Genomic DNA, 11,736 nt, shown 5'->3' on the forward strand with positions numbered 1-11,736 from the left:
GTAAATGTCACGCGTCGCAAAAAACCCAGTGACTGTTCCTGCTGGTGTAGAAGTAAAATTCGGAACAGATGCATTGGTTATCAAAGGTAAAAACGGCGAATTGTCTTTTCCTTTGCATTCCGATGTTGCTATTGAACTGAACGATGGTAAATTGACTTTTGCTGCAAAAAATGACAGTAAACAGGCTAATGCTATGTCTGGTACTGCTCGTGCATTGGTTAATAACATGGTTAAGGGTGTTTCTGAAGGTTTTGAGAAAAAACTTCAATTGATTGGTGTGGGTTATCGTGCCCAAGCTCAAGGCAAAGTTCTGAACTTGTCTTTGGGTTTCTCTCATCCAATCGTATACGAAATGCCTGAAGGTGTTTCTGTTCAAACTCCTAGCCAAACAGAAATCGTTTTGACTGGTGCAGATAAACAAGTGGTTGGCCAAGTCGCTGCTGAAGTTCGTGCATTCCGTTCTCCTGAGCCTTATAAAGGTAAAGGTGTTCGTTATGTAGGTGAAGTAGTAGTGATGAAAGAAGCCAAGAAAAAATAATTGAGGTTCACTAATGGATAAACATACAACCCGACTCCGTCGTGCACGCAAAACCCGTGCGCGTATTGCGGACTTGAAAATGGTAAGATTATGTGTGTTCCGCAGCAATAATCATATTTATGCTCAAGTAATTAGTGCTGAAGGTGATAAAGTATTGGCTCAAGCCTCTACATTGGAAGCTGAAGTACGTAGTAGCCTGAAATCAGGTAGCAACGTTGAAGCAGCGGCTGTAGTTGGTAAGCGTATTGCTAAAAAAGCTAAAGCAGTGGGTGTTGAAAAAGTTGCTTTTGACCGTTCAGGTTTCCAATATCACGGTCGTGTGAAAGCTTTAGCTGAAGCTGCACGTGAAAATGGTTTAAGCTTCTAATATTTGGAGACTTTCAGATGGCAAAACATGAAATTGAAGAACGCGGTGACGGCCTGATTGAAAAGATGGTCGCAGTTAATCGCGTGACTAAAGTAGTTAAAGGTGGCCGTATCATGGCTTTCTCTGCACTGACTGTTGTTGGTGATGGTGATGGCCGCATCGGTATGGGCAAAGGTAAATCAAAAGAAGTACCAGTTGCTGTTCAAAAAGCAATGGATCAAGCTCGACGCTCTATGATTAAAGTACCTTTGAAAAATGGTACTATTCATCATGAGGTTATTGGCCGTCATGGTGCTACTAAGGTATTTATGCAACCTGCTAAAGAAGGTAGCGGTGTAAAAGCTGGTGGTCCAATGCGTTTAGTATTTGATGCTATGGGTATCCATAACATTTCAGCTAAAGTACATGGTTCTACTAATCCTTACAATATTGTACGCGCTACATTAGACGGTTTGTCTAAACTGTATACCCCTGCTGATATTGCTGCTAAACGTGGCTTGACAGTAGAAGATATTTTGGGAGCTAACCATGACTGAGCAAAAAAAGATTAAAGTTACATTGGTTAAGAGCCTGATTGGTACAATTGAATCTCATCGTGCATGTGCTCGTGGTTTAGGTTTACGCCGCCGTGAACATACTGTAGAGGTTTTGGATACCCCTGAAAACCGTGGCATGATCAATAAAATCAGCTACTTGTTGAAAGTGGAGTCTTAATATGTTTTTGAATACTATTCAACCTGCTGAGGGTGCTACTCACGCTAGTCGTCGTGTAGGCCGTGGTATTGGTAGCGGCTTGGGTAAGACAGGTGGTCGTGGTCATAAAGGTCAAAAAAGCCGTTCTGGTGGCTTCCACAAGGTAGGTTTTGAAGGCGGTCAAATGCCTTTGCAACGCCGTCTGCCGAAACGTGGTTTCAAATCTTTGACTGCTGCCGCTAATGCTGAAGTTCGTTTGAGTGAATTAAATCTGATTGCTGTGAACGAGATTGATGTCTTGGTTCTTAAACAAGCTGGTCTGATTTCTGCAACTGCTTCTAATGTAAAAGTTATTGCTTCTGGTGAAATTTCAAAAGCAGTTACCTTGAAAGGTGTAAAAGCTACTAAAGGTGCTAAAGCTGCTATTGAAGCTGCCGGTGGTAAAGTAGAAGAATAAGGCTTGCACTACAGTGGCTAATCAACAATCTTTATCAGGATTATCCAAATTTGGTGATCTGAAAAAACGTCTGGTGTTCCTTTTAGGTGCTTTAGTCGTTTTCCGTATTGGTGCTCATATACCGGTACCGGGCGTAGATGCTGTTGCATTAGCTAAGTTATACGAAGGCGCTGCAAACGGCATATTCGGAATGTTAAATATGTTCTCGGGTGGTTCGTTGGAGCGCTTTAGTATATTTGCAATTGGTATCATGCCTTATATTTCGGCATCGATTATTGTTCAGCTTGCTTCTGAAATTGTTCCTTCTTTAAAAGCTTTGAAGAAGGAAGGTGAGGCTGGTAGGAAAATAATTACGAAATATACTAGGTATGGGACGGTATTATTGGCTGTATTGCAAAGCTTTGGTGTTGCAACATTTGTTTATCAACAAGGTGTTGTTGTAACGAGTTCGCTTGAGTTTCATATTTCTACAGTAGTCTGTTTGGTTACAGGTACTATGTTTCTGATGTGGTTAGGGGAGCAAATTACCGAGCGTGGTATTGGTAATGGTATTTCTTTAATTATTACAGCAGGCATTGTATCGGGTATTCCATCCGGTATTGTCCGGATGCTAACTTTGACTGAACAAGGCTCTATGAGTATGTTGATGGTGGTATCAATTGTGATTGGTATTTTGCTGTTGATCTATGCTGTAGTTTATTTTGAGAGTGCTCAGCGTAAAGTTCCTGTGCATTATGCTAAAAGACAGTTTGGCTCTGGAATGATGCCAGGACAAAGCATTCATATGCCGTTCAAGCTAAATATGGCAGGTGTTATTCCTCCTATTTTTGCTTCCAGTATCATTTTATTTCCGTCTACACTTTTAGGTTGGTTTGGTTCAAATAGTACGAATTCTGTTCTTCATAAGGTTGCTGCAATGCTGCAACACGGACAGCCTTTATATATTGTATTATTTGCCACAACTATTATCTTCTTCTGCTATTTCTATACTGCTTTAGTATTTAGCCCTAAAGAGATGGCTGAAAATTTGAAGAAGAGTGGTGCATTTGTGCCAGGTATTCGCCCTGGTGAGCAAACCTCTAGATATTTGGAAAAAGTTGTACTGAGACTGACATTATTTGGTGCTTTGTATATCACTACAATCTGTCTGATACCTGAATTTTTAACGACAGCATTGAAGGTTCCTTTCTATTTAGGTGGAACATCTCTGCTCATTTTGGTTGTCGTTACAATGGATTTTAGGACACAAATCAATTCATATCGAATGAGTAGTCAGTATGAAGACTTGATGAGTCGTCCAGATATGAAATCTTTGTCACGTAAGTAGGCTTATGGCTAAAGAAGATACCATACAGATGCAGGGCGAAATCCTTGAGACTTTGCCCAATGCAACATTTAAAGTAAAACTGGAAAATGATCATGTAGTACTTGGTCATATATCTGGCAAAATGCGGATGCACTATATCCGTATTTCTCCAGGTGATAAGGTAACAGTTGAATTAACTCCTTATGATTTAACCCGTGCTCGGATTGTTTTCCGAGCAAGATAAACGATAAAAGGAAATAAAATGCGTGTACAACCTTCTGTAAAGAAAATTTGTCGCAATTGCAAGATTATTCGTCGTAATCGTGTAGTTCGCGTAATTTGTACTGACCCACGTCACAAACAACGTCAAGGTTAAGAAGCTAGTTTTCTTAACTATTGATTTTGTGGTATAGTGACATACTTTGCCCTAAAAAGGAAAAAATATGGCTCGTATTGCAGGGGTAAATATCCCTAATAATGCCCATATCGTAATTGGCCTTCAGGCTATTTATGGTATTGGTGCGACTCGTGCTAAATTGATTTGTGAGGCAGCAAATATTGCTCCTACTACTAAAGCAAAAGATTTGGACGAGGCTCAATTAGACGCTTTGCGTGAGCAAGTTGCTAAATATGAAGTTGAAGGCGATTTGCGTCGTGAAGTAACGATGAGCATTAAACGACTGATGGATATGGGTTGCTATCGCGGCTTCCGTCATCGTCGTGGCTTGCCTTGTCGTGGTCAACGCACTCGCACAAATGCTCGTACCCGTAAAGGTCCGCGCAAAGCGATTGCCGGTAAGAAATAAATTTTAAGGAATTTGATTAATGGCTAAAGCAAACACAGCTTCGCGTGTACGTAAAAAAGTACGTAAAACCGTAAGCGAAGGTATTGTGCACGTTCATGCATCTTTCAACAATACCATCATTACAATCACTGACCGTCAAGGCAATGCATTGTCTTGGGCTACCTCTGGCGGCGCTGGTTTTAAAGGTTCTCGTAAAAGTACACCATTTGCAGCACAAGTTGCAGCAGAAGCAGCTGGTAAAGTTGCCCAAGAGTATGGCGTTAAAAATTTAGAAGTTCGCATTAAAGGCCCTGGTCCTGGTCGTGAATCTTCTGTACGTGCTTTAAACGCTCTTGGTTTCAAGATTACCAGCATTACTGACGTTACCCCGTTGCCTCATAACGGTTGCCGTCCGCCTAAAAAACGTCGTATTTAATATTGGAGTGATTTAAAACATGGCACGTTATATTGGCCCTAAATGTAAATTAGCACGTCGCGAAGGTACGGATCTGTTTTTGAAGAGTGCACGTCGCTCTTTGGATTCCAAATGTAAAATGGATTCTGCACCTGGTCAACACGGTGCGAAAAAACCACGTTTGTCAGACTACGGTTTGCAATTACGTGAAAAACAAAAAATCCGTCGTATTTATGGCGTATTAGAGCGTCAATTCCGTCGTTACTTCGCGGAAGCAGCTCGTCGTAAAGGCTCTACCGGTGAACTGCTGTTGCAATTGCTGGAGTCTCGTTTGGACAATGTCGTTTACCGTATGGGTTTCGGCTCTACTCGCGCTGAAGCACGTCAATTGGTTTCTCACAAAGCTATCGTCGTAAACGGTCAAGTTGTTAATATCCCTTCTTTCCAAGTTAAAGCAGGTGATGTTGTAGCTGTTCGTGAAAAAGCTAAGAAACAGGTACGTATCCAAGAAGCATTGAGCCTGGCTACTCAAATTGGCTTGCCAAGCTGGGTATCTGTTGATGCCGACAAATTGGAAGGCGTATTCAAAAATATGCCGGATCGCTCAGAATTGTCTGGCGATATTAATGAACAGCTGGTGGTAGAGTTCTACTCTAAATAATGCTAGCTCAATGAGGGACAGTTAAATGCAAAATAGCACAACCGAATTTTTGAAACCTCGTCAAATCGATGTAGATACTTTGTCTTCCACACGGGCCAAGGTGTCTATGCAGCCATTTGAACGTGGTTTTGGTCATACTTTAGGTAATGCTTTGCGTCGTATCTTACTGTCATCCATGAATGGCTTTGCCCCAACTGAAGTAGTTATTTCCGGCGTATTGCACGAATACTCTACTATTGATGGTGTTCAAGAGGATGTTGTTGACGTTCTCTTGAACATTAAAGGTATCGTATTCAAGCTTCACGGTCGTAATCAAGTTCAGTTGACTTTGAAAAAAACAGGTGCCGGTGCTGTTGTAGCCGGTGATATTGATTTGCCACACGATGTGGAAATCATCAATCCTGAACATGTTATTTGCCACTTGTCCGACAATGGCCAAATCGACATGGAAATTAAAGTAGAGCAAGGTCGTGGTTATCAATCTGTTTCAGGCCGTCGCGTATTGCGTGATGAGAATAAACAGATTGGTGCGATTCAGTTGGATGCGAGCTTTTCGCCCATCAGTCGTGTTAGCTTTGAAGTTGAACCTGCACGCGTAGAGCAACGCACGGATTTAGATAAATTGGTTTTGGATATTGAAACCAATGGTTCTATTGATCCAGAAGAAGCTGTACGTAGTGCCGCACGTATCTTAATTGACCAAATGTCTATTTTTGCAGATCTGCAAGGTACTCCGGTTGAAGAGGTTGAAGAAAAAGCGCCTCCTATCGATCCTATCTTGCTGCGTCCTGTAGATGATTTGGAATTAACCGTACGTTCAGCTAATTGTCTGAAAGCTGAAGATATTTACTATATTGGCGATTTGATTCAACGTACTGAAACCGAGCTTCTCAAGACCCCTAATTTGGGTCGTAAATCTTTGAATGAGATCAAAGAAGTGTTGGCCTCTAAAGGTCTGACATTAGGTTCCAAATTAGAAGCTTGGCCGCCTGTAGGCTTAGAAAAGCCGTAAGTTTGAAGATTAAAGGATAATGACATGCGTCATCGTAATGGCAACCGCAAATTAAACCGTACTAGCAGCCACCGTGCTGCGATGCTGCGCAATATGGCGAATTCCTTGTTGACTCACGAAACCATCGTGACAACTTTGCCTAAAGCAAAAGAATTGCGCCGCGTAGTTGAGCCCTTGATCACCTTGGGTAAAAAACCTTCTTTGGCAAACCGTCGTTTGGCTTTTGACCGCACTCGCGATCGTGATGTTGTAGTTAAATTGTTTGACGAATTAGGTCCACGCTTTGCTGCTCGTAACGGCGGCTATGTTCGTGTACTGAAATACGGTTTCCGTAAAGGCGACAATGCTCCTTTGGCATTGGTTGAATTGGTTGAAAAAGCAGCTGATTCTGCTGAATAAGCAAATTGATATGAAAGCACTACCTGTTTAGGTGGTGCTTTTTTATTTGAATAGCCTCTTTCTCATTTCGCAGTGCTACAATATTTTGGACATCAACACCGATTTCGGCGTTGTTGTAGCTCCCTTTCTCATTTCGCAGTGCTACAATTGGGAACAGCACTTTACCTGTACTGGTATGGTTGTAGCTCCCTTTCTCATTTCGCAGTGCTACAATTAGATGGACGCTATTGTTTACTTGTTACCAGTTGTAGCTCCCTTTCTCATTTCGCAGTGCTACAATCCTGCTGCACCCGCCGCGCCTGCTCCACAAGTTGTAGCTCCCTTTCTCATTTCGCAGTGCTACAATTAAGAACGCACGCTAGTCGTTACAGTATGAGTTGTAGCTCCCTTTCTCATTTCGCAGTGCTACAATACCTCAACGGGAAATCCTTATTTTATAAGGGTTTCCCGTTTTATTTTGTCTAAAAAATGAGCTTAAAATAATAATAGTTGGTCTGAATTTACTCTTTTTTCTTGGGTTTTTAGCTCTCCCAATAGTAGTTTCATGGTGGCATATTGCTTTTCCGTTACTTCCAAACAGCGGATTGACCCTTCTTGCGGTAGGTTTGCACATAGCCTGTTGTGGTGTTTTTGCAACGAATCTCGACCTTTGACAATACGGCTGTATACGGAAAGCTGGAGCATTTGGTATCCATCTTTTAATAGAAACTGGCGGAATTGATTGGCAGCTTTGCGCTTTGCCGCTGTGGTAACCGGTAGGTCGAAGAAGACAATAATCCTCATAAATTTGGCCTCACTCATATTGGTATTCTTTCAATGGCAAGATTTCAGGCAGTTTCAGCTGTTTGGCATTTTTGTCAGTTACGCTGGCTTGAAATGAGGAAATCATTTTGTCTATGGCAGCCAAGGTGCTGAAGTATTGCCGTTCGATGCAGATTTGACAGTGAAGGGTCTTGATAAGGTTTTGTTTGATATTAGGGGTCAGATCAGTTTTCAGACGGCCTTGTTCATGCAAATGTATAACGACCAGGTCGGCCAATGGGCGTAAGGGTTCGATAAAGTCATCGGCGAGATTGAATGGATTTAGTTCGCTTCTATGAAACAAGCCTAATGTAGGTAACCAGCCATATAAGGTCAGGGCGCGTGCTACTGCTGCACGGAGTACGGCGTAGGTGTAGTTCAATGCAGCATTGACGGCGTTGTTGTCATTACGGGTAAACTTTTCTCCAAAGAGGGCTTGGAAGTAGAGGGCGGCAGCTTGGGCTTCACGGTTTCCTGTATCGCCTGAACGGACTTCGAATGCCAAAGTGCGCAGCCGTTTGGCTGCAAGATCATTGCCTGTTTCGTCTGCGACAAATGCTTGATTCAGGATTTTTTGACGGACGATATGTTGCCAGATTTGCTTTTTTAAGGGTTCGCTTATATTCAGCTGCAGCTTGAGGATTTTAAGTTGGCGGTGATATTGGGCATAAGGCAGCCATTGTCCGCAGGGCAGGAACTGTTCGTCACATGTCAGTAAGGTTGCGCCATATTCGGCTAAGGCTGATAGGAGTGGGGCAGTAATCAGGGTTTCTCGGTTTTCGATGATGATAACGGTGATGTCTTCTAATGGTACGGTATGGGACTCGCCGTTTTGTTGAATCAGCAGTTGTCGGCGTTGCAAGGATAGTTTGCCGCCGTTTTGAATGAGCAGGCTGCGCCAAGTCATATTTTCCCCCTTATTTTTATATAAAAAATCCCTGCTTCAGGCCGTTTGAAACAGGGATAGTTTAATTTAACGGACAGGTGGGCGTTTTTTCAGACGGCATGGTCTGATTTCTTTGCCCAGTTCATCAATTTGGTATTTTTGGAATGAAAGGGCGGTTTTAACACCGATTCTATATATACCGTCTTTACCTTTCGATTTTTCCATATCATGTTCTCTAAGAGAAATAGCTCCTGTGGCTCGATCTAATCCTGAAAAATAACCTAAAAAACTATCTTTTTTAAGCTGAACTTTAATCAAATCATTGGCATAAAGTACAAATTTAAATCTGAAGCTTTCATCTATTACAGTCCAGTCCTCTTCATCTGCATAAGCAACAACAGCCCTATCCGGCAAAATCCCTTTTGCGACCTGCCAACTGTAAATTGGGACCAGATAATACTTGCCGCCTTTCTCAAACACATCTACGCGCACCATGGTTGCGTTGTCGGCAATGCCGTTGTGGTTACGCACCCATACGCCGGTTTTCTGTACTTGCTCTACGCGTACGGCTTTTACCTGTTGGGTGCGGTTGCCTGCTTTATCGTATTTGTAAAACGGCTCGGCAAAGGCTTTGGCAGGATCGTCTTTATGTGCTTCCAAACGTGCTTTCAGTCCTTCGTATAGCTTAGGTTCGCGCTCCCGATTGACCATTTTTTCCAAGTCTTTCAGTTTTAACTGTGTCAGCGGTACGCGCAACACGCTGATGCCTTCGTCCAGTCGTTTGGCGGATTTGACGGTCTCCATATGGCCTTGCCCGCTCATCTTCCGATTGGGCGCGCGTGAAACAAACAGTGGCGTAACGTATTCGTGCACGGCTTCGAGACGAGATGATAATTTTTCTGCGAGCAGGGTACGCAGTTTTTCGGGGGTATCCGCTTCTTCAAATTCGGGTTTGCCGTCCGGTTTGCCGAAGACGCGAATCATGACTTCTTGTGCGAAAAATTCCCAAGGTTGCGGGAAGTGTGCTTTTTGATGCAGCACTTCTCCTGTTTCTTTATCTATGGTTTTGCCGTCAAACGCGTTCATTTCTTTATAGCGTACAAAACGGGTAATTTTCTGCTGCATGGCAACGGTCGAGCAGGCAACAACGACTGCGTCCAAGGCGTGATGGCGGTCGTTTTCCGCACGCACTTTGCGCAATCCCCAAAAGCCGCGCAACAGATTGGTAATTTGTCCGTTTGAGGCAAAGACACGTCTTTTCCCTTTACCTGTCAGCAGCATATGGTCGGCAACGAATTGGCACAGGAAACGGTTGACGTAGCGCGTATCGTTCAGATTGCGTTCTTTAAAGCCATCTTCATCGAATTTTTGCAGCAGAATCCGTTGTTTTTTACTGCGTGGGAAACGGCTGGTTTCGACACGAGCTTTAAATTCCTGCCATTCGCGGCTGTTGTCTTTGCCGTTGAAGTATTCGTAAGGGGTTTGGTTGCCTTTGTTTTGGTTTTCGCTGCCCAATACCAGCACTTTATTGTTGAAACTGTCGTCCCATGTGCGCGAGAACGGCAGGGCATGGTCGATTTCGACATAGCCTTTTTCGTTCAGACGGCCTAAGTTGATTTCTTTGCCCGAATACAGGCATTTGCCGTGTTGTTGCTCGTACAGGCGCAGTTTCAGAATATCTTTGGATTTGGGTTCGCCGACAAAATTGGGGAAATACTCTCGGAATTTGGCGGCGGCTTTTTCCCGGTCTTTACGGTTTTCTTCTTGGCGTTTTTCGATTTCTTTGCGGTCTTTAAACGATTTTCCTACTTCCCTTGCCGTTTCAATATGGATACGTGCAGGGGAGCCGTAACGGCGTACAACAGCGTTAATGACTTTTCTGGCTTGAGATAAGGCGCGCAAGACGACGGGGTTGCGGATTTCGTCGGCGGGAATCGGCGGCAGATAAATCTCTTCTTCCGTATTTTTCTTGCCGTAATGGTCTCCGTAGATTTCGGCGCAGGCTTCATCGTAACGTTTGCCTTGCTCCATTAGAGGCACAATTCGGCGCAATGCTTTCAAGGAAATTTGGACGAACTTATCGAAGCTGATGTGTTTCAACAACGCTTCTAAGATTTCGGGCTGAACACGGTCTTTCAGACGGCCTGTAATATCTTCATCGGTTTTGAATAGGGAGAATGCCGTGCCGATTTCGTCTTGTAATTCGGGAGAAAGGTTTAATGGGGACTTTTTGTCTTTCAATCCTTCTTTTTCCAGCGCACGGCTGATGGCATGGTAGGCCTTCATTTCTATCAATGTTGAGGCTTCGGTATTGTCTTTACCATAGCGCAAGCCTTTGAAAAAGGCGGTATCTTCTAAACCCAGTAGCTTACGGGCTTGTGCGTAAGTCAGTTTCTTTTTATACGGCTGATTTATAAGTATGGTGCGTTCGGTATCGGTCAATGGCTGCTCGCTGCCTTGCTCTAAAATACGCAGGTTGTTCAGCTTGGTCAGCCAGATGAAACGTTCGGCTGTGTAGGTGTTTTTAGCGGCTTTAGGTTCTGTCGGTTCGAAGGTGCAATGCCCCAACATTTTTTGAACGGCATCGCCGGACAGGGCAGGGCGTTGCGTCATCAGCAGAGTTTCAATACCTTCTTTAAGGCTGTCTGAAACATACGGATTGCCAAATTCTTTTTGTTTTTCAAACAGTAAATTCAGCTCTGCCTGCAAATCTTTGCGGCTGAACGTATGTGAATAATCGCCGCGCTGGTTGCGGATATGGCCGCTTTCTTTTTCAAATTTACTTAAAGCCAATTCGGCTGGTGTGCGGAAATCGCCTGTCTGTAAGGTATGGGCATTGTCGGCTACGCCTTTAAGCAAAGCGCCAAGCTCCTTATCGGCAGTTTCGCCCTCGTTTTTTCTTTGCGACAAATAGCCGCGGTGTTTGATTAAATGCAACAAGACTGCCGACCACTCCAAAGGCGTCAGTTTGCGGTCTAATGCGGCTGCACGAAGTTGCCATGGTATATTCGGTAAGGATTTAATCAAGCCGTTTTCATCAAAATCGGCGGCTCGTAATACGCCTTCGCGTTTCAATAGGCGACGGGTCCGAAGCAGACGGTGGGCGCGACGGCGGGTCAGGCGGCGAACACTGCGTGCCAAGCGTCTTGCCGCTGCGAGAGAGTCGCCTGTTTTTGGGACTTCGGCACGCTCAAATACGCGCACGCCCAAATCAATCAGGCGGATGGGGTTTTCTTCTTCGTCAATTTCTACCATCGCCCAGCCGACGGATGCGATGCCGATATCGAGGCCGAGGATGTAGTTGATTGGATTGGGTTTGAATGCAGCCATCAGTTTCTCCGTAATATGATGTTTGGTAAGTATAAATATATCCTAGGTAAGTATTACTATGCAAACGAAATGCTTGACTGGGTGCC

General features: G+C 43.8%; 16 protein-coding genes and 1 CRISPR repeat array. Of the genes, 13 read left to right on the plus strand and 3 right to left on the minus strand.

What is annotated here, in order from left to right; translation table 11 throughout:
• The first annotated feature begins 4 nt into the window (after positions 1-4).
• The 13 genes from rplF to rplQ all read left to right on the plus strand — a co-directional run bounded on the left by rplF (position 5) and on the right by rplQ (position 6,633).
• On the plus strand, positions 5-538 hold the full coding sequence (gene rplF / locus ACTHTU_RS07050) for a 50S ribosomal protein L6 (protein WP_070645683.1): 534 nt from the start codon (positions 5-7) through the stop codon (positions 536-538).
• 13 nt (positions 539-551) lie between these two features.
• A complete protein-coding gene (gene rplR / locus ACTHTU_RS07055) occupies positions 552-905 on the plus strand; it encodes a 50S ribosomal protein L18 (protein WP_440362153.1) in 354 nt (117 codons plus the stop codon).
• 17 nt (positions 906-922) lie between these two features.
• Positions 923-1,441 carry a 30S ribosomal protein S5 gene (gene rpsE, locus ACTHTU_RS07060; RefSeq protein WP_003684704.1) on the plus strand — a complete coding sequence of 173 codons (519 nt, stop codon included), beginning with the start codon at positions 923-925 and terminating at the stop codon, positions 1,439-1,441.
• Positions 1,434-1,619, plus strand: coding sequence for a 50S ribosomal protein L30 (rpmD, locus tag ACTHTU_RS07065; protein WP_003684808.1), 186 nt, complete (start codon positions 1,434-1,436; stop codon positions 1,617-1,619). The genes rpsE and rpmD overlap by 8 nt, the downstream gene beginning before the upstream one ends.
• 1 nt (position 1,620) lies before the next feature.
• Complete coding sequence (rplO, locus tag ACTHTU_RS07070) at positions 1,621-2,055, plus strand: 50S ribosomal protein L15 (RefSeq protein WP_070645682.1); 435 nt, start codon at positions 1,621-1,623, stop codon at positions 2,053-2,055.
• A gap of 13 nt (positions 2,056-2,068) precedes the next feature.
• Positions 2,069-3,382: a preprotein translocase subunit SecY gene (gene secY, locus ACTHTU_RS07075; RefSeq protein ID WP_440362154.1), complete on the plus strand. Its 1,314-nt coding sequence runs from the start codon at positions 2,069-2,071 to the stop codon at positions 3,380-3,382.
• A gap of 4 nt (positions 3,383-3,386) precedes the next feature.
• Positions 3,387-3,605 carry a translation initiation factor IF-1 gene (infA, locus tag ACTHTU_RS07080; RefSeq protein WP_003684714.1) on the plus strand — a complete coding sequence of 73 codons (219 nt, stop codon included), beginning with the start codon at positions 3,387-3,389 and terminating at the stop codon, positions 3,603-3,605.
• 18 nt (positions 3,606-3,623) lie between these two features.
• Positions 3,624-3,737 carry a 50S ribosomal protein L36 gene (rpmJ, locus tag ACTHTU_RS07085; protein WP_003697674.1) on the plus strand — a complete coding sequence of 38 codons (114 nt, stop codon included), beginning with the start codon at positions 3,624-3,626 and terminating at the stop codon, positions 3,735-3,737.
• 67 nt (positions 3,738-3,804) lie between these two features.
• Positions 3,805-4,167, plus strand: a complete 363-nt coding sequence (rpsM, locus tag ACTHTU_RS07090) for a 30S ribosomal protein S13 (RefSeq protein ID WP_003749295.1) — start codon at positions 3,805-3,807, stop codon at positions 4,165-4,167.
• 19 nt (positions 4,168-4,186) lie between these two features.
• Complete coding sequence (rpsK, locus tag ACTHTU_RS07095; protein WP_002216249.1) at positions 4,187-4,582, plus strand: 30S ribosomal protein S11; 396 nt, start codon at positions 4,187-4,189, stop codon at positions 4,580-4,582.
• A 19-nt stretch (positions 4,583-4,601) separates the two neighbouring features.
• A complete protein-coding gene (rpsD, locus tag ACTHTU_RS07100) occupies positions 4,602-5,222 on the plus strand; it encodes a 30S ribosomal protein S4 (protein WP_039863983.1) in 621 nt (206 codons plus the stop codon).
• A gap of 25 nt (positions 5,223-5,247) precedes the next feature.
• A complete protein-coding gene (locus tag ACTHTU_RS07105) occupies positions 5,248-6,234 on the plus strand; it encodes a DNA-directed RNA polymerase subunit alpha (protein WP_070608379.1) in 987 nt (328 codons plus the stop codon).
• Positions 6,235-6,258: 24 nt separating this feature from the next.
• Positions 6,259-6,633, plus strand: coding sequence for a 50S ribosomal protein L17 (gene rplQ / locus ACTHTU_RS07110; RefSeq protein WP_070608381.1), 375 nt, complete (start codon positions 6,259-6,261; stop codon positions 6,631-6,633).
• Positions 6,634-6,744: 111 nt separating this feature from the next.
• Positions 6,745-7,045: direct repeats of the CRISPR family, unit length 37 nt; unit sequence AGTTGTAGCTCCCTTTCTCATTTCGCAGTGCTACAAT.
• Between the two features lie 62 nt (positions 7,046-7,107).
• Here rplQ and cas2 read toward each other — a convergent pair.
• The 3 genes from cas2 to cas9 all read right to left on the minus strand — a co-directional run bounded on the left by cas2 (position 7,108) and on the right by cas9 (position 11,650).
• On the minus strand, positions 7,108-7,434 hold the full coding sequence (cas2, locus tag ACTHTU_RS07115) for a CRISPR-associated endonuclease Cas2 (protein WP_033912916.1): 327 nt from the start codon (positions 7,432-7,434) through the stop codon (positions 7,108-7,110).
• Entirely contained in the window at positions 7,427-8,341 is a 915-nt protein-coding gene (gene cas1, locus ACTHTU_RS07120) for a type II CRISPR-associated endonuclease Cas1 (RefSeq protein ID WP_440362155.1), read from the minus strand. Before cas1 ends, cas2 begins: the two co-directional genes overlap by 8 nt.
• Before the next feature lie 66 nt (positions 8,342-8,407).
• Positions 8,408-11,650 carry a type II CRISPR RNA-guided endonuclease Cas9 gene (gene cas9 / locus ACTHTU_RS07125; protein ID WP_440362156.1) on the minus strand — a complete coding sequence of 1,081 codons (3,243 nt, stop codon included), beginning with the start codon at positions 11,648-11,650 and terminating at the stop codon, positions 8,408-8,410.
• Positions 11,651-11,736: the final 86 nt, after the last annotated feature.

The sequence above is a fragment of the Neisseria sp. P0020.S005 genome (assembly GCF_051957055.1).
GTDB classification, from domain to species: Bacteria; Pseudomonadota; Gammaproteobacteria; order Burkholderiales; family Neisseriaceae; genus Neisseria; species Neisseria subflava_A.